19 protein-coding genes, 2 pseudogenes and 2 riboswitches are annotated in these 16,542 nt (G+C 36.5%); of the genes and pseudogenes, 14 read left to right on the forward strand and 7 right to left on the reverse strand.

Annotated elements, in window-relative coordinates:
• The 3 genes from BTHG_RS02515 to thiW all read left to right on the forward strand — a co-directional run.
• Positions 1-642 (forward strand): DNA alkylation repair protein (locus BTHG_RS02515; protein WP_010281939.1); only part of this gene is annotated, 642 nt, incomplete at its 5' end.
• A 129-nt stretch (positions 643-771) separates the two neighbouring features.
• Positions 772-878: riboswitch (TPP riboswitch) on the forward strand.
• A gap of 89 nt (positions 879-967) precedes the next feature.
• A complete protein-coding gene (locus BTHG_RS02520; protein ID WP_010281941.1) occupies positions 968-1,729 on the forward strand; it encodes a 3-oxoacyl-ACP reductase in 762 nt (253 codons plus the stop codon).
• Positions 1,730-1,750: 21 nt separating this feature from the next.
• Complete coding sequence (gene thiW, locus BTHG_RS02525) at positions 1,751-2,254, forward strand: energy coupling factor transporter S component ThiW (RefSeq protein WP_010281942.1); 504 nt, start codon at positions 1,751-1,753, stop codon at positions 2,252-2,254.
• 77 nt (positions 2,255-2,331) lie between these two features.
• Here thiW and BTHG_RS24120 read toward each other — a convergent pair.
• Positions 2,332-3,746: pseudogene (locus tag BTHG_RS24120) on the reverse strand (Na+/H+ antiporter NhaC family protein).
• Positions 3,747-3,928: 182 nt separating this feature from the next.
• Here BTHG_RS24120 and BTHG_RS27245 point away from each other — a divergent pair.
• Positions 3,929-4,341, forward strand: a pseudogene (locus BTHG_RS27245) (GNAT family N-acetyltransferase).
• Positions 4,342-4,439: 98 nt separating this feature from the next.
• Here BTHG_RS27245 and BTHG_RS27775 read toward each other — a convergent pair.
• From BTHG_RS27775 to BTHG_RS02540, 3 genes are all read right to left on the reverse strand, one after another.
• Positions 4,440-4,817: a DUF421 domain-containing protein gene (locus tag BTHG_RS27775; protein ID WP_332306424.1), complete on the reverse strand. Its 378-nt coding sequence runs from the start codon at positions 4,815-4,817 to the stop codon at positions 4,440-4,442.
• Positions 4,818-5,147, reverse strand: a complete 330-nt coding sequence (locus BTHG_RS27780; protein ID WP_332306418.1) for a DUF421 domain-containing protein — start codon at positions 5,145-5,147, stop codon at positions 4,818-4,820.
• Positions 5,148-5,287: 140 nt separating this feature from the next.
• Positions 5,288-6,535, reverse strand: a complete 1,248-nt coding sequence (locus BTHG_RS02540) for an Nramp family divalent metal transporter (RefSeq protein WP_010281947.1) — start codon at positions 6,533-6,535, stop codon at positions 5,288-5,290.
• Between the two features lie 191 nt (positions 6,536-6,726).
• Here BTHG_RS02540 and BTHG_RS02545 point away from each other — a divergent pair, with 191 nt between their 5' ends.
• Both BTHG_RS02545 and BTHG_RS02555 read left to right on the forward strand, forming a co-directional pair.
• A complete protein-coding gene (locus BTHG_RS02545) occupies positions 6,727-7,728 on the forward strand; it encodes an LLM class flavin-dependent oxidoreductase (RefSeq protein ID WP_026021664.1) in 1,002 nt (333 codons plus the stop codon).
• A gap of 119 nt (positions 7,729-7,847) precedes the next feature.
• Positions 7,848-7,978, forward strand: a riboswitch (FMN riboswitch).
• A 164-nt stretch (positions 7,979-8,142) separates the two neighbouring features.
• A complete protein-coding gene (locus BTHG_RS02555; RefSeq protein ID WP_010281950.1) occupies positions 8,143-8,715 on the forward strand; it encodes an ECF transporter S component in 573 nt (190 codons plus the stop codon).
• Between the two features lie 440 nt (positions 8,716-9,155).
• On the opposite strand, the gene BTHG_RS24130 is transcribed toward BTHG_RS02555, so the two are convergent.
• A complete protein-coding gene (locus tag BTHG_RS24130; protein WP_010281953.1) occupies positions 9,156-9,992 on the reverse strand; it encodes a nuclease-related domain-containing protein in 837 nt (278 codons plus the stop codon).
• Between the two features lie 179 nt (positions 9,993-10,171).
• Between BTHG_RS24130 and BTHG_RS02565 the strand changes: the two genes are divergently transcribed.
• From BTHG_RS02565 to BTHG_RS02575, 3 genes are read left to right on the forward strand one after another with little or no spacing between them, the layout of a single operon-like run.
• Positions 10,172-11,068, forward strand: coding sequence for a TIGR01777 family oxidoreductase (locus tag BTHG_RS02565; RefSeq protein WP_010281956.1), 897 nt, complete (start codon positions 10,172-10,174; stop codon positions 11,066-11,068).
• Positions 11,069-11,126: 58 nt separating this feature from the next.
• The gene (locus tag BTHG_RS02570) at positions 11,127-11,330 is read left to right on the forward strand and encodes a zinc ribbon domain-containing protein (protein ID WP_010281958.1); all 204 of its coding nucleotides are present in this window, start codon (positions 11,127-11,129) and stop codon (positions 11,328-11,330) included.
• Positions 11,331-11,356: 26 nt separating this feature from the next.
• Positions 11,357-11,752: a secondary thiamine-phosphate synthase enzyme YjbQ gene (locus BTHG_RS02575; protein WP_010281960.1), complete on the forward strand. Its 396-nt coding sequence runs from the start codon at positions 11,357-11,359 to the stop codon at positions 11,750-11,752.
• A 24-nt stretch (positions 11,753-11,776) separates the two neighbouring features.
• Here the strand turns inward: BTHG_RS02575 and BTHG_RS02580 are convergent, their stop codons facing one another.
• Positions 11,777-13,021 carry a TolB family protein gene (locus tag BTHG_RS02580; RefSeq protein ID WP_010281961.1) on the reverse strand — a complete coding sequence of 415 codons (1,245 nt, stop codon included), beginning with the start codon at positions 13,019-13,021 and terminating at the stop codon, positions 11,777-11,779.
• Between the two features lie 125 nt (positions 13,022-13,146).
• On the opposite strand from BTHG_RS02580, the gene BTHG_RS02585 reads away from it, so the two are divergent.
• The gene (locus BTHG_RS02585) at positions 13,147-13,665 is read left to right on the forward strand and encodes a YfiT family bacillithiol transferase (RefSeq protein WP_010281966.1); all 519 of its coding nucleotides are present in this window, start codon (positions 13,147-13,149) and stop codon (positions 13,663-13,665) included.
• Positions 13,666-13,752: 87 nt separating this feature from the next.
• On the forward strand, positions 13,753-14,232 hold the full coding sequence (gene ybaK, locus BTHG_RS02590) for a Cys-tRNA(Pro) deacylase (RefSeq protein ID WP_010281969.1): 480 nt from the start codon (positions 13,753-13,755) through the stop codon (positions 14,230-14,232).
• A gap of 119 nt (positions 14,233-14,351) precedes the next feature.
• On the opposite strand, the gene BTHG_RS02595 is transcribed toward ybaK, so the two are convergent.
• A complete protein-coding gene (locus tag BTHG_RS02595) occupies positions 14,352-14,693 on the reverse strand; it encodes a DUF4363 family protein (protein WP_010281971.1) in 342 nt (113 codons plus the stop codon).
• Between the two features lie 79 nt (positions 14,694-14,772).
• Here BTHG_RS02595 and BTHG_RS02600 point away from each other — a divergent pair, with 79 nt between their 5' ends.
• From BTHG_RS02600 to BTHG_RS26630, 3 genes are all read left to right on the forward strand, one after another.
• Complete coding sequence (locus tag BTHG_RS02600) at positions 14,773-15,633, forward strand: DUF421 domain-containing protein (RefSeq protein ID WP_010281972.1); 861 nt, start codon at positions 14,773-14,775, stop codon at positions 15,631-15,633.
• A 274-nt stretch (positions 15,634-15,907) separates the two neighbouring features.
• The gene (locus tag BTHG_RS02605; RefSeq protein WP_010281977.1) at positions 15,908-16,354 is read left to right on the forward strand and encodes a DUF5392 family protein; all 447 of its coding nucleotides are present in this window, start codon (positions 15,908-15,910) and stop codon (positions 16,352-16,354) included.
• 14 nt (positions 16,355-16,368) lie between these two features.
• Positions 16,369-16,521 carry a hypothetical protein gene (locus tag BTHG_RS26630; RefSeq protein ID WP_157256106.1) on the forward strand — a complete coding sequence of 51 codons (153 nt, stop codon included), beginning with the start codon at positions 16,369-16,371 and terminating at the stop codon, positions 16,519-16,521.
• Positions 16,522-16,542 lie beyond the last annotated feature (21 nt).

Genomic DNA, 16,542 nt, shown 5'->3' on the forward strand with positions numbered 1-16,542 from the left:
GTATCTTTATTTGAAGCGAATCGAAATAATGAAAACGCAGTTCCAATGCAAAATTACATGAAAAATTCATTCCCATTCCTAGGAATAAAAACACCTTTAAGAAGAAAATTAACGAGCGACTTTTATAAAGAAACAGGAATTTTAAAACAAGAAATCAATCTTGAACTCGTCGAACAATTGTGGTTGAAAGATGAGCGTGAATATCAATATGCAGCACAGGACTACCTAGTTAAGTCAATAAAAAAAATAAATAGTACTCATCTTCCATTTATAGAAAATCTTATCATAACAAAATCTTGGTGGGATACGGTCGATGTTCTTGCTCCACATCTTATCGGGAAAATGGCAAAAGAAACGCCTAGCATCATCGTAGAAAAAATTGAAAAGTGGGCACATGGAGAACACTTATGGCTGAAACGTTCATCCATCCTTTTTCAGTTAAAATATAAGGAAGAAACGAATGAAACCATTTTATACAAATACATAACAGCAAACTCAAATAGCAAGGAATTTTTTATCCAAAAAGCAATTGGCTGGGCTTTACGTGAATACTCAAAGACTAATCCAGACTCAGTCCGCAAATTTATAACTGAAACCACATTACCTAAGTTGAGTGTCAGAGAGGGGAGTAAGTATATTTAATCAGAAGCGAAAAAGTTAAATTTTCATTTTAAATTGGTATGTAATCTCTTATTTTTCAACCTTTTTTAAATAAGATCAAATACCTTTACATTTTTGTGTGAACGTACTATGCTTATAAAAAGAATATTCGCAAACTACTAGGGGTGCCCGATTGGGCTGAGAGAAGAACGGACGTTTTTTAACCCTTTGGACCTGATCCGGGTAATACCGGCGGAGGAAAGTAGAGTGGAACACTCCATTTTTTTCTTACTACCTAAGCCAGGTCCATTTATGTGATCTGGCTTTTTTGCGTTGTTCTTATTTACTATATTAGGAGGCTACTAGAATGGAGCTACAGAAACAGGTTATTCTCGTTACTGGCGGTGCACGTGGATTAGGAAAGGAAATCGTAAAAGCTTTTGCAAATGAAGGGGCGAAAGTGGTCATTAACTATTTTCAAAGTGAAGCAAAAGCTCATAATTTGAAAGAAGAAATTGGGGAAAATGCGATTGCGATTCAAGCCGATATAAGAAATCGTGAACAGGTAGATAGCATGTTTTTACAAGCAAAACAGCATTTTAATCAACCGATTACGACGGTTATCAATAATGCTTTAATCAATTTCCGTTTCGATCCAGTTGCAAGAAAAAACGCGGAAAACATTTCTTGGGAAGATTATCACGTACAGCTGGAAGGGGCCATCCGAGGTGCCTTACATACAACTCAAGCTGCGGTTTCCGACATGAAAGAGATTGGTTTTGGCCGAATCGTAATGATAGGTACCAATCTTGTCCAAAATCCTGTTGTCGCTTACCATGATTACAACACAAGTAAGGCTGCACTTTTAGGTTTTACACGAAATATGGCAAAAGACCTTGGTGCATATCGCATTAATGTTAACATGATTTCCGGAGGCTTGCTTCAAACAACGGATGCAAGTTCAGCAACATCTGAAGAAGTATTCCAATTAATTAAGGATTCTACACCACTTCAAAAAGTCACAACACCAGAAGATGTTGCGAGTGCCGTGCTTTTCTTTGCATCACCATGGAGTAAAGGAGTAACAGGCCAGAATCTTGTCGTTGATGGCGGTTTGGTCATGGATTAATCAATCAAAGGAGTGCTCCTTATGAGTAAAACATTAAAAATGACTATGACAGCGATGTTCGTTGCGATTGGTACAGTTACGAGCCATTTATTTGCAATTCCAATCGGATTCACAAAAGTTTTTCCTATGCAACATTTTATTAATGTTTTGTCAGCAGTAATTCTAGGTCCGGCGTATGCCGTCCTTCAGGCTTTTTCTGTATCTTTACTACGAAATATGCTAGGAACGGGTTCATTATTCGCCTTCCCAGGAAGTATGATTGGGGCGTTTTTAGCAGCATTTTTATATTCCAAAACAAAGAAAGTTTGGATGGCAATGACAGGTGAAATCATCGGAACAGGATTCTTGGGTGCAATCGCTTGTTATCCAATCGCTACACTCATTCTCGGCCAAGATGCGGCTGTCTTTGGTTTTATACCATCCTTTATTTTCAGCTCAATTGCTGGGTCTATTTTCGGATTTATTATTGTTGGAATCGTCTTAAAAAGCCCTGCCTTTAAAACATATCAAGAACGCAACTTTTAAAAAGCCAAAAAGACTAAACTGATATGTTTAGTCTTTTTTAATGACCTATTTCGAAAAGATTGTTGCTGTTAACCTTTTTAAATAAATAAGCCCCCGAGAATATATAACACAATTGCAAGTACGCCTCCAATTGCTGAGACCTTCAATTTATATTGCGCGTAATTAACAAGGTCCATATCCAAAATTGATGCTGTGGTAATCGTGGTATCACCAAGCGGGGAGGTCAATGCACCAAAAGCACCACTTGCAAATACAGCCCCCACAGTCAATGGGATGGAAGCACCAGTTGACAGGGCCAACGCAATACCAAGCGGCATAAATAATCCCCAAGTTCCCCAGGAAGAGCCAATAAAATATCCAACAACAGAACCAATTAAAAAAATCGTTGCAGGAGTTAAAAAACCTGGAAGAAATGAACCTAAGCTTGAACTTATAAATGATGAAAATCCGAGCTCTTCAGCTGATAAGGTAAGAGCCCAAATTAAAATAAGGAGGCTGATTGCCTGCATCATTTGATTCCCACCATCATAAAAATGATACATAATTTCATGTAATTTTTGCTTTCGAATTACATAAAAGACAAAAGTAATAATGAGTGTGATAAACACTGCCAAAAGCATAACGAAAGTTGCATCAGCCATTGAAAATGCTTCGAAAACAGTTTCTGCTCCAAGGGATCGTCCATCCTCCCATAAAAGATAAAGAGACAAACCTAAAAGTAAGATAACAGGGACAATTAAATTCCAAGTCTGTGCTTTTACAAGTGAAAGTTCCTTCTTGATCCCCATCCTATGGAATTCATGTTCATGTTCTTCCTCATCTGGATTTTTGCTAGTTTTGGATTTTGTTTTGGAAGGCCAAAATGTTTGAATAACTCCAATAAGAAGCATCACAATTGCATAAAAATTAAACAAAATACTTAATAAAAATACTTGATATGCGGACATCCCTAAATCAAGTCCTTTTATTCCGCCTTCAACTAGGGAAACCATAAATCCAACGAATGCAGTTGCAACAGGTAACAGAACAATAACCGATTCGGTTGAAATATCTAATGTCATCCCAACCTTTTGTTTTGAAAGATTCATTTTTTTAATGAGTTGTTTAATAATTGGACCAATCATCATAATCCGAAACATTGGCATCATAAAGGTAAAAGGGAGGGTGAGCCAAATTAACCCTAACAAACCACGTTCACTCTTGATTTTCTCCCCAATCCATTCCGTAATCCTTTAATACCACCAGCTATGTTCATCATCCCAACTAAACCACCAAACACATATAAAAAGCTGACAATTTTAATATTGGTTGGGTCTGACAAAGTTGTCACAATATATGTAATGGATTGTTGAATACCTCCTAAAACATTAGACGTTACAAGAATTGAGCCAACAACTAATCCTAAAACGAGTCCGGGTAAAATATCTTTTAACCAAATCGCCATTCCAATTACAATTAAAAAAGGAATCAGTGATAGCCATGAATGTTCCAAAATATAATCCTCCAGTTAGTAAAAAATCTTCATTTGGTTAGTATGACCAATTATAGAGGGGAGTATTTTAGTACAGATAGTAATCGAAAACAAAAGGGAGAGCTGCCTAAGTGAATGTTGAAATCTGAAGGCCTAAAATTGAAGACCAAAAAGAACTTCATCTCTTTTTTCGGGATGTCATTATGGACACTTTCTCCAAAGAAGAATAGGTCATTTAACAAATGATATTGAAGAGGAAATTAAAACAAAAAACAGTTATTTACAAAAAGATTATGAAAGCAATGGACAGAACCGTTTTTTCTTGTTGCAACCTATGGGGGAACAATTGTTGAAACGATTGAATATGGTCCTGTAAGTAGCTTAATAAGTAAACTTACCAATAATGACTTATGCGATTTAATTGAAGTAGGAACTGTGTTCGTTCATCCAAAATTTTCAGGGGAAAGGTATTGGAAATATTCTTTTACAATCAATTAAAAAGGCTTTAATAGATAAAAGTATACGGGAATGTTGTTTAGATAGTGGTTATAAAGATGCACAAAATATTTGGAAAAACAAATTCGGCGAACCCAATTATGTAGTAAAAGATTATTGAGGTGAAGGATTTGATCATATGATATGGATGTTAGAAGTAACTAAATGGTAGGAGTATACAAAAATCACAAAAGACATTGTATACCCCATTCAGTTACTCTAATGATATAGGAAAATCGTAACATTTTCACTTTCATCTATTGTTCCAAGTAGAACATCATTAAGTGTGACATTTTTATAAGTTGTTTGTAGTTTCTGCAATAGCCAATCCTCGCTCTTTCCAATTTGATTTAGTTCATTATAATCAATCTTTTTCTCCTTAATAATCGTCTTCGGATATTGAAATGGTTGAATAGGTTTCTTAAAGGAACTAGGAGTAAGCGGCTGATGTTCACTTTTTAAAAAAATTGAAATAGACCCACCAGGTTCCCAAAAAGCTAGCGCTACTTTTTGAATATCTTCCGTTTTATGAATCCTTAATTCTGATAAAAGCACATCAAGTGAAATCCTTGCTTTGTTCAAATTTTCATATAGGATCTATCCATTTTCAATAAGAGGAATAGGTGCTGGGATAAACAACTTTCTGAACCTATTCGAACGTAAACTTAGCAAAATCCCAATCAAATAAAGCATCAAAATGACAGTCATTGTAATCATCGAACCTGCTAAACCTAATCCCTCATCTGATAATGGGTGAGCAATAATATTTCCAATTAATAAGACAATCACGAAGTCCAGAAGGCCGACCTGAGAAATAGTTCGTTGTCCCATCATTCTAGCTACTACAATAAAAAAAACAAAGCCCACAATTGCCCGTAGTATCCATTCAACAGCAGTGAGATGGTCTTGAGAAGCGAAAAAATGCATAGTAACACCCCTTGACCTAAAAAGTCGCATTTAGTTTGCACCAAATTCATTATTACTATTAAAAATTGGCAAATTTGGTTTAACATCTCAAAATGTAAAAAGCACTTCCTATTTTTGATTATAGAAAGTGCTTAACCTGATTAGAATAAACCAACCAATTGTTGAATAGCTAAAATAACGAATAAGACCAAACATGTTGCTAATACAACATTGGACAAAAGACTGTTACTGTAATCTTCTTCTATACGTTTAGAATTCAATAACCATAGTAGACTGATTGATAAAAATGGCATAAACAGAGCTCCAAGTGCACCGTATAAAATAATTAATTCAACGGGTTTCCCAAAGAACAAGAGAAGCATAGGGGGAAATGTTAACCAGGCTAAATAAGCACGATATGCTGGATCTTTTTCAGTAACTGAGTGATGTTTCTTTTTCATGAGTCTAACAAAATCCGCAAATAAATAGGGGACTCCGTTCCAAACTCCTAATAATGAAGAAAATGCCGCTGACCAAAATCCAATTAAGAACAGCCATGTAAAAACACTTCCGAATTTATCACCAATCATTTCCGATAACTTATATAGACCTTGTTCCCCTTGAATTTCGATGCCAGACCCATAGAGAAACTGGCTTCCTACTATTAATAGGGATAGAGTGAACAACGCAGTCATAAAATAGGCTGCCTTTGAATCCAATTTCATCATTGGAATCCACTCTTTTCCTTTCCATCCTTTTTCTTTTAACCAATATCCATATGAAGTCATCGTAATTGTACCACCTACACCACCTATCAACCCAAGTGCAAGCATAAACGAGCCTTTAGGAACAATCGGAATAAAACCTTTTAATAAATCCCCAACATTCGGTAAAAATAGTGCTGCAGAGCCAATTACAGTAACAAACATGAGTCCAATAAGGAACATCATTACTTTTTCAAAAAGCAAATAACGGCCACTCCAAATGAGGAGGAATCCAGCAATTGCATGTATAACTGCCCACGCCCAGAAGGGAAGGATAGGGAACATGGCTGTCATTGCAAGTGCACATGCGGATGTTGCAGCTGCCCCATATACAAATCCCCAAATAACAGAGTAAACCCCGAAATATCCAGTTGCCCATTTACCCATTTGCTGCCAGCCTTCGATAATCGTTTTTCCTGTCGCAAGGTGAAAACGCCCTACACCTTCATTTAAAAAGTATTTAAAAATAGAACCGAGAATAATTGCCCACACAAACACAAGACCGAAGCCTGCCCCTGCAACCAATGCCGCGACAAGGTCACCGGTTCCAACGCCCGTTGCTGCAGCTACAAAACCAGGGCCAATCATAGCCATTTTCTTTTTAAAACGAGTAGGTGCATGTATAGGAGTATGAAGATTCGACATGAAGTAACCCCTTTCATTTTAAATTTATAAAATAAAAATTTATTTGAATATACTAACATAATTTATAAAAATTCTCTTGGTCTAAAGGTCTGAACTTTCGTAGGAAAAATTGCTCAAGCAGAAAAATTTGTTTCTTTTTTATCAATTGATAAGATAGTACTGAGGAAATCTGAATGAAAGGAAAATTGCATATGACAAATATAAATATTCCAGTTTCCGTTCTTAACCTTGCTCCAATCCGCAAGGGACAGAATCAGAAAGACGCAATTGATGCTATGGTTGACTTAGCTCAAACAACCGAAAAGATGGGGTACACTCGTTATTGGATTGCTGAACATCATAACTCACCAACTTTAGTCAGTTCTGCGACATCCATTTTAATTAAACATACTTTGGAACATACAGAAAAAATCAAGGTAGGTTCAGGGGGAGTAATGCTTCCTAACCATTCACCGCTTGTTGTGGCTGAACAATTTGGAACGATGGCTACCATTTATCCAAATCGTCTTGATTTAGGACTTGGGCGGGCTCCTGGCACTGATATGATGACAGCAAGTGCTTTAAGGCGCTCAAACAATGACTCTGTCTATACATTCCCAAATGATGTAAATGCATTACTCACATACTTTGGACCGATGGAGAGACAAGGTTATGTAAAAGCTTATCCAGGAGTTGGTACAAATGTACCCATTTATATTCTTGGATCCTCAACGGATTCTGCTTACTTGGCGGCAAAATTAGGATTACCATATGTGTTTGCATCACATTTTGCGCCTAGATTCATGGAAGAGGCCATCTCTATTTACCGTGACCGCTTTCAGCCTTCCGAATATTTGAGCTCACCATACATGATGGTTTGCCTAAATGTTATTGCAACTGAAACCGATGAGGAGGCTAAGCGGGAACTTACAACTATGCAGCAATTTTTCTTAAACGTTGTACGCGGTTCACAAAACCCATTACAGCCACCAGTTGACAACATGGATGAACTTTGGAATCAACCTGAAAAAGAAATGGCTACCGCAATGTCCAGTGTGTCATTATTAGGAAGCAAAGATTCCATCCGCAACCAATTAACAAGCTTTCAAGAAAAATACAATGTCAATGAACTAATGGCTGTTTCATACATCTATGATCCAGATAAACAAAAGCGCTCGTACGAAATTTTAAAAGAAGTAGTCGATGGAAAATAAAAATTTGATTGGCCCTTTGCTAGTAAGCATGGGGCTTTTATGAATAATTGGGCTATTTGAAGCAAATTGCTTCACAATATACATGAAACTTGTTAAAATAAAGTGAAACTTAAATATTGATCTATCTTCGGGGCTGGGTGAAAATCCCGACCGGCGGTGATGAGATTTACTCTCTAAGCCCGCGAGCCGCAAGGCAGGATTTGGTGCGATTCCAAAGCCGACAGTATAGTCTGGATGGGAGAAGATGGAGGTTCTGCGCGTTCAAAAAATTTATTTGCTGGACGTTTATTAAGCATGCCTTTGCATTACTCCCTCAAGAAGCCGATTCTTGGGGGTTTTTTATTTGGGTATGTCTTAAAAGCCGAACCTTTCTTCTTTTGAGGTGGATCGACAAAAGAGGAGAGGAAAGTAAAAATGAAGAAAATACCTTTACGTCAGTTTGTGGCAATTGCAATGTTGAGTACGATTTCGTACATTCTAATGTTTTTCAATTTTCCGTTGCCAACATTCCCAAGCTTTTTGAACGTCGATTTTAGCGATGTTCCCGCATTACTTGCAGCATTAATTTTTGGACCGATGGCCGGTATCTTAGTTGAATTATTCAAGAACATGATTGATTATTTTATCACCGGAAGTGAAACAGGTGTACCTGTCGGCCATATTTCAAACTTTGTAGCAGGGATTATTTTCGTACTAACAACCTACTACATTTTCAAACTACTTAAAACGAAAACAGGCTTAACCCTTGGATTAATTGGCGGTACAATTATGATGGCAGTCATCATGAGTGTTCTAAACTATTATGTCTTCTTACCGGCATTCAACTTTTTCTTGAATATACCGGCGATGTCAGCACCAGAAACACTCAAAATGGTGGTGTACGCAATCCTTCCGTTTAACTTCCTAAAAGGATTGATTGTCGCAGTAATCTTTATGCTATTGTATGTTCGCATACATCCGTGGATTAATAAACAAGCATCCATATAGATATGTGAAGGCAGGCACCCGTGAACGGGTGCCTGTTTTTGGTTTAATGACTTTGATTGTTGAACTCAAGGACAAATCTAGTTAGTTTTAATTTTAAAGGTACTCAAGACTTGCTCTCTTAGACAAAACTGAGTTAGAACTATGTTTTTTCTCAGACACAGTTTTTCCAAGACAAAAGCTTAATAGTCCTCATTCAAATTGTCTCCGAGATTACCTCTCGAAGACAAAACTCAGTTGATTCTACGGTTTTTTGTCTCTGACACGGCTTCTCACAGACAAAAGCTTAATAGTCCTCAGTCGAATTGTCTCCGTGACCGCCTCTCGAAGACAAAACTCAATTAAATCCAAGATTTTTTGTCTCTGACACGGCTTCTCACAGACAAAAGCTTAGTAGTTACCAGTCGAATTGTCTCCGAGACCACTCTCGAAGACAAAGAGTATTATTCATAATATGTCCACCGATTATTTCTTACAGTTTTAAAATTCTTATCTAAAATTCGTTGGATTTTCTTTTTCGACTCCCAACCCCCGCACCATTCCTGTACCAAATTCGTCGTAATTTTATACTCCGGAAAGAGAAGTTTCAATTCCTTTATTCTTCGAATAACTGCATTAGTAACTAATCCCACTTGACCACAACTAATACAAGTGCACTTTCTTCCTGCAATCTCTACTGATAAATTCCCGCACTTATCACAACACATTCCTTTCTGTAAATCACTATACTTATACTCCGGTAGCGTATTATACGGAGACTTTGGAATATGCAATGAAACCAATTTTTCCGCCAATACTTTATGTTTGTTTGTTGATTTTTCAGTAGTTTTATTGAGATTATGAAAAAATGCGTTTAGTTGAGTAGGGAAGATAATTGGTATGTTAAGGGGTGCCTGGTATAGAGTGGAAGCGGGGTTTACAAAAACAACGTAGGCTTTAATAGGTATTGTATTTCCGAGACTTTGCAGCAATTGGCGAAGTAAGGAGTGACTTCGATGAAGCTGGATAAGTGGATTATTCCTTTCAATTTTGGTTTTCTTGTATAATCTGTCTAATTCATAATAATAATCACCTTCGTAGTTTTTAACTTCAAAGAAATACAGTAGATTGGGAGTAATCATTAGGGAGTCAATTTGAAAAGTCATGTTGTTAAATCGGAGTAATAAATCATTTAAAACTAAACAATCACAATCTAGTTTGCAGGTATAAGAATCGAATATCACTTCTCCATCAAAACCCTTTATGAGATTTGTAAAATATTGTTTCTCTGTCTCAATCAAGTTTTTTCGACTTTTTAACGTTACGTTTTCATAATGTTAATATCGATAGATTCAGTTCTTTCCTTGTAAATCATAGTCCACAACCTTTCATATAAATTCAAATCTATTATACTCGGTAATCACAAACAACACCAGATAATGGTAAACTAGTAAAAAGAACGTAGAAGGGGATGGTAACAATGAAAAAGAAGGTCGTCCTTGCGGGTGGTACTGGTTTTGTGGGTACTTATTTTTCCGAAAAATTTACTAAACTTGGCTATGAGGTTAAAATTATTTCAAGGCATACACCCAACATTACTTGGAACGATGAACCCGGAATTATACGTGCACTTGAAGGTTCTGATATGCTTATCAATCTAGCAGGAAAATCAGTGAATTGTAGATACAATGAAAATAACAAACTAGAAATCCTTAACTCACGAACCGAGACTACGAAAATACTAGGTGAAGCACTTCAACAATGTGAAAATCCTCCGGAACTATGGATCAATTCTAGCACAGCAACCATTTATAGACATGCGGAGGATCGGCCAATGACCGAGGACACTGGGGAAATCGGAACAGGCTTTTCAGTAGATGTTGCAAAAAGATGGGAAGAAGCTTTTTTCTCTTATCAATTTCCCAATACTAGGCAGGTCGCGCTAAGAATCTCGATTGTGCTCGGAGCCGGCGGGGGTGTAATGATTCCTTATAGTAACCTAGTCCGTTTTGGGCTTGGTGGAATTCAGGGACCTGGCACTCAAAAATTTAGTTGGATTCATATCGAGGATTTGTTCAATGTGGTTCTATATATTCAGGAGCACAGTCATTTAACTGGAATCTTTAACTGTTCGACACCGTATCCTATTACAAATCGTGAATTGATGAAAAGTCTTAGAAAAGCGTTCAATCGTAAAATGGGGCTGCCTGCGCCAGCTTGGATTCTTAAACTTGGTGCAATTTTTATTAGAACGGAAACGGAATTAATTTTAAAAAGCAGATGGGTAATCCCAGAACGTCTTAGAAAAGAAGGATTTCATTTTACCTATCCGACAATTGATGAGGCACTAAGTCAAATTTCAAATAAAAACTTTTGAAACTATTTTCCTATAAATTCGTAAACAATAATGTTTAAACAATAATGGAGGCGATTTTATGGAAAGCAAAGGCTGTGTAAAATGTGGAAGTACGAATGCTGGAACAAAGGACGTGTCGATGACAGGCTCAGGTTTATCTAAAATGTTTGACCTACAGCATAACCAATTTACAGTGGTATTTTGCAAGAATTGTGGGTACTCAGAGTTTTATAACAAGAATTCATCGACTGCATCAAACATTCTTGACCTGTTCTTTGGATAAAAAAATAAAGGAGAAACCAACTAACAATGCTGCAAAAATTTACGATACAAACAACAAAGCGTGACCTAATGATTGATATAACAGATAAAGTTCAAGCAGTTGTTAACGAAAGTGGAATGAATGAGGGGGCAGTGATTGTCTATTGCCCCCACACAACGGCTGGCATCACAATAAATGAAAATGCAGACCCTGATGTAAAACGTGATATGCTTCGTCGTTTTGATGAAGTGTATCCTTGGCACCATGAGCTTGACCGCCATATGGAGGGAAATACTGCTGCCCATATGAAAGCAAGTACTGTAGGGCCGTCGCAACATGTAATTGTTACTGATGGTCGCTTACTTTTAGGTACGTGGCAAGGAATTTATTTTTGCGAATTTGATGGTCCTCGAACTCGTACGTTTTATGTCAAAATCATGTAAGTAGGGGAATCTCAAATGATTCTCCTACTCACCGTTATAAAATACAATCTCATCGATATTTCTTATCCATTCCTTCGCATCGGAACCGTCAGGATTTGAGAACCAAAGTGTTCTTTTGTGATCAGATATTGATGTTCCCCGTACCCAAACCAATTTATTAATAGAAGAAACGAATTGTGGACTATAGTCCCCAAAACCCTCGGGTGGCTGTGTTATGTTTGTTTGCTTATTGTTTATTAAATCAATACGAAACAGCGAAGGACGGGGGTGCTTGCTAAAATCATTCGTCCATTCTTGTTCATGAATGCGAGAGGTAACAATTGTTTCGTTTGACAGCCAAGCAAAATCAAGATCTGCAAAGTTTGCAGGCGTATAAATACCCGAAACAGGCATCTCTCTTACCTTTAAATCTTTATTTTTAAAACCTAGAACAATTCTCCCTCCGCCTGCAATATAAGCAAGTGTATCCGTGCTTGGTGCCCATTTTGGTTTTCCTACCTCAAAAATTACCTCGTCCAATACAGTAAAGTTTTTCCCGTCACTATCAAGTACACAAAGCATATTACTATCCATTGACCAAGATGCAGTAGGTGAAACAATAAACGAGATCCATTTTTTACTTGGAGAGTATTCAAACTGATCTGCATAGACCGCAATTACCTTGTTTTTATCAGTTGTACCGATTTCCCGCGGAAGCTGGAAGAATTGTTCAACTCCACCAAAAAGAACAATGTCATTGTAATTATCATTCACTTTTTTTGTATAAAGCGTAGCGCTAGTCCATCCATCTGGTTGCAATACACCAGAGGATGAAAGAAGGAAGCCACTTCCATCTGGCAGCCAGGTGAAGCTATGAACACCGGTTGCAATATTGTAGAATCGGGTAAAATCAGAAATATCGAGGATTCCATTCGCATTAAATGCAACGACGTTTTTCGTCGGGGACCAGCTTGGTGCATACCCATCATAAAAAAGCTTCTTTTGTTCACCTGTTTCAACATTATAGACCCATACCTCTGACTGTTGCTGGTTTTTTTCAAACTCCGATGGGGTGGAGAGTTGGTATAATACCCATTTTCCATCATTTGACCAGGATGGCTTCGTAAGAACATTTTTTGAGGTAGTAATTTGACTTTCTGTGCCGCCATCTAATAACCAAAGATCACCATTCCGAATAAAACTAGCTTTAACAAAATCTTGTTTTTCAGCAAGAATGGAGAGTGGGCATAACAGGAATATACATAGTGTAATAATGAAATATCGATACATGTTGAAACCTCCTTATTTGACCATATACTTACTCTTTTTCTTACATCAATGAAATATGTATACACAAAATTTCCCAAGCTTTTGTTAAAATGGAATTAGCTATATTTTTATAGGAGGGGATAGAGATGGATGAACGTTATCCAATAGGTGAATTCCAATTTGAAGGAGAGTTGAATACAGAACTAGTAGCAACTTGGATAAAAGAAATTGAGATTTTACCATCATTAGTTAGAGAAGCTGTTAAAGACTTAACAGATCAACAACTTGATACACCTTATCGTGCTGGAGGATGGACACTTCGCCAGGTGGTTCACCATATTGCAGACGCATCGATGAATTCGTACATTCGTTTTAAATTAGCAGTTACAGAAAGCAATCCTGTTATTAAACCATATGATGAAGCAAAGTGGGCCAATCTTAAGGATTCTACTTTACCAGTTGAATCCTCACTAGCAATTATTGAAGGTGTTCACGCACGTTGGTTCACACTTTTACAAGCCTTTTCATTGGAAGATTTCCAATTATCATATGTTCATCCAGAAGGTGGCGAAATGAAATTAGGTGTCTTTTTAGGATTCTGTGCTTGGCACGGAAATCACCATCTTGCACATATTACGACCTTAGTTAAAAATAAAGGTTGGTAGAATAGGGAAAGCGATGTAGTTTTTGTGCGTAGCTTTTCCAATTTCCTTCTTTTTACAAAAACCTTATGAAAATTGGGAGGCCAAATAATGGCAAAGGGAAAGACAAATGCAATAAGGATTTTAGATTCTAAAAATGTCCCATACAAGATCTATACATATGAAAGCAATGATGGAAAAATAGATGGGGTATCTGTCGCCCAAAAGGTAGGTTTAGAGACTAAAAAGGTATATAAAACATTGGTTGTCCAAGGAAACAACAAAGATATCTTTGTGTTTGTCATTCCAGTGGAAGATGAACTTGACCTAAAAAAATGTGCAAAAGTAGCTGAAGTTAAAAAAGTTGAAATGGTTCCAGTGAAGGATATCCAAAAACACACGGGATATATTAGAGGAGGCTGCTCCCCAATTGGTATGAAAAAAGCATATCGTACCTTTATTGATGAGCAAGCTGCGAATCTTGACAGTATTATTGTTAGTGCTGGGAAAATTGGCATGCAGGTTGAAGTAAGTGTTAGTGACTTAACAGCGGTAACAGCAGGGCAAATTGTGGACATTATAAAAAATTAATGCCTATTCTAGAGAGAAATCTAAGGGGATTTTCCTCTAAATTTTTAGCTGTTTTCGTAAACTTTGTTACCACAATACAAAAATTATTAAAATCAAAACCTTCCGACTTGGAAGGTTTTCTAGTGAAAATAAATTGATTTAATATAATCTTGTATCATTAGTATATTTCTTTTCGCTTCAGGTGTGTCTTTTTCTTCAATAGATGCCACTAGTTTTGAAATTTCCTGATTTAGTCCACTATATTCAGTTTCATCTCCTAGTAACATATACTTCCATTTATTTTTTTTAAAGAGTTTTTGAATTTCCATTACTTCTTTATCTGCCAATTCCCACTGTGCCCCGTCAATAAGTTCCATCAATTTGCTTGATTCTTGATAGATTGGTTTCTTACTTATCGTTTCCGTTGAACATCCACTCACTAAGAATACGCATACTCCTAAAATTAGACTATATTTTTTCATGGCTCCCACCTCAAATATTTTTCTTATTTTGCCCCTTTATTGGTAAAGATATAGATAAGAAAGTTTCGGAGGTATATCCATGCCTGAATATTTAATTATCGTGATTCGTTCAATTATCTCGTTTATTGTTCTATTCATTCTTGCAAGAATTCTAGGTAAAAAACAAATTTCACAGCTTACATTTTTTAATTATGCAACAGGGATAGCGATAGGAAGTATGGCAGCTGCGGTAGCGGTAGACTCCGCGATTGAACTCCTCAACGGGATAATTGGACTAATCGTTTATTCAGTTTTAACATATCTTATTGCCTTTGGAGCTCAAAAGTCATTTACTTTTAGAGAAATCGTTGAAAGTAGCCCTACGGTTTTAATAAGAGATGGTAAGGTTCTTGAAAAAAATCTTGGAAAGAACAAAATGACCTTTGATGATTTAATGACAGGACTAAGAGAAAAAGACGCCTTCAAATTGGCAGATGTTGAGTTAGCGGTACTCGAAACAAATGGTCAGTTAAGTGTAATGAAAAAATCTGAAAAACAACCTGTAACACCAAAAGATTTAGGTATCATTGTGGAAGAAGAACATATGCCTGGCTTGATTATCATTGATGGACATTTATTAGAAAAACGACTGAGCTATCACGGATATACGAAAGATTGGCTACTTGATGAAATTATGAAGCAGGGAGCAAACGATATTAAAGATGTTTTTTTGGGGCAAATTGATTCGAATGGCAATGTGTATGTGGACTTATATAATGATGAAAGTAGTGAACAACAAGTCAAACAAAAACCAATGCTAGCCGCAAAACTAAGAAAACTACAAGCAGATTTAGAGAATTATTCACTTGAAACAAACGACCCAAATGCAAGGCAGATGTATTATAACCAATCAAAAGAACTGCAACAAATGATTGAAATCATCAATCCATATTTAAAATAAAAACACATGTCAATCTACTTCAATTCTATTAAAGGGTTGATAGAACCTCGTCCATATGTTAAAATATTTAGTAATTAATTGAACACTCTAAGGGGAGTAGCTTTAACAGCAAAGTCGTCAATACAGAGAATAATCTCTCGGCTTTGTTGGCAACTATCACGTTGTTAGCAAGACCTTACCGAAAATAGGTATAGGTCTTTTTTGCTTTTTTTAGGCCTATATCTAAGTGATATAGGCTTTTTCTCATTTATCAAAAAGGGAAGGGGAGTTCATAATGAATATTATTACAACGAAGAATTTGCCATTGTTTATCACAAAAGAGCTCGAGCAGCTCCATAAAAAAATAGGTCCGATCATGGTCAAGACCTCTAAATATATGTTCTGGTCATTTCCATTAATCACTATTTCACTCATTAACCTAGGTTTCTCACTATTTTTCATGCCATTTACAGATGAAGTGATTCCTTCACTTCTCATTTATGCGATTATCGGAGCCATTGGTTTCGCTTTATCAAAAGAAGCAAGGTACAAGAAAAGGGAAATTCAGTCCATTTCTTCCAATTACATCATTGAAAGAATTAGGAAAAGCGAAGTTGTAACGGAAGGACGTCAACAAGACTATATTACAAAGCTTAAAGACCAACCGAAGCTTGCTTTACATTTTTTTATTGAATTTTTGAATGAAGAAAAACAAAGAGAACAACGAAATCTTTATTCCTAAAGGAGTTTAATGTAATGAAGCAACCTATTCATGAAACAAAATTGAAAGAAGTAGAATCTGTAAAAAAACCAAAAAAGTCGATTCAACAAATTCTTTCACACTTGCAAAGCCAGGGGGTAAATGCAACCCTTTGTAAAAAAAGCAGCAAACTTATTTTAGGTTCATAAATAGAAAACCTGACCCTTTAA

Source organism: Bacillus timonensis (assembly GCF_000285535.1).
In the GTDB taxonomy this organism is placed as follows: Bacteria; Bacillota; Bacilli; order Bacillales; family Bacillaceae_L; genus Ferdinandcohnia; species Ferdinandcohnia timonensis.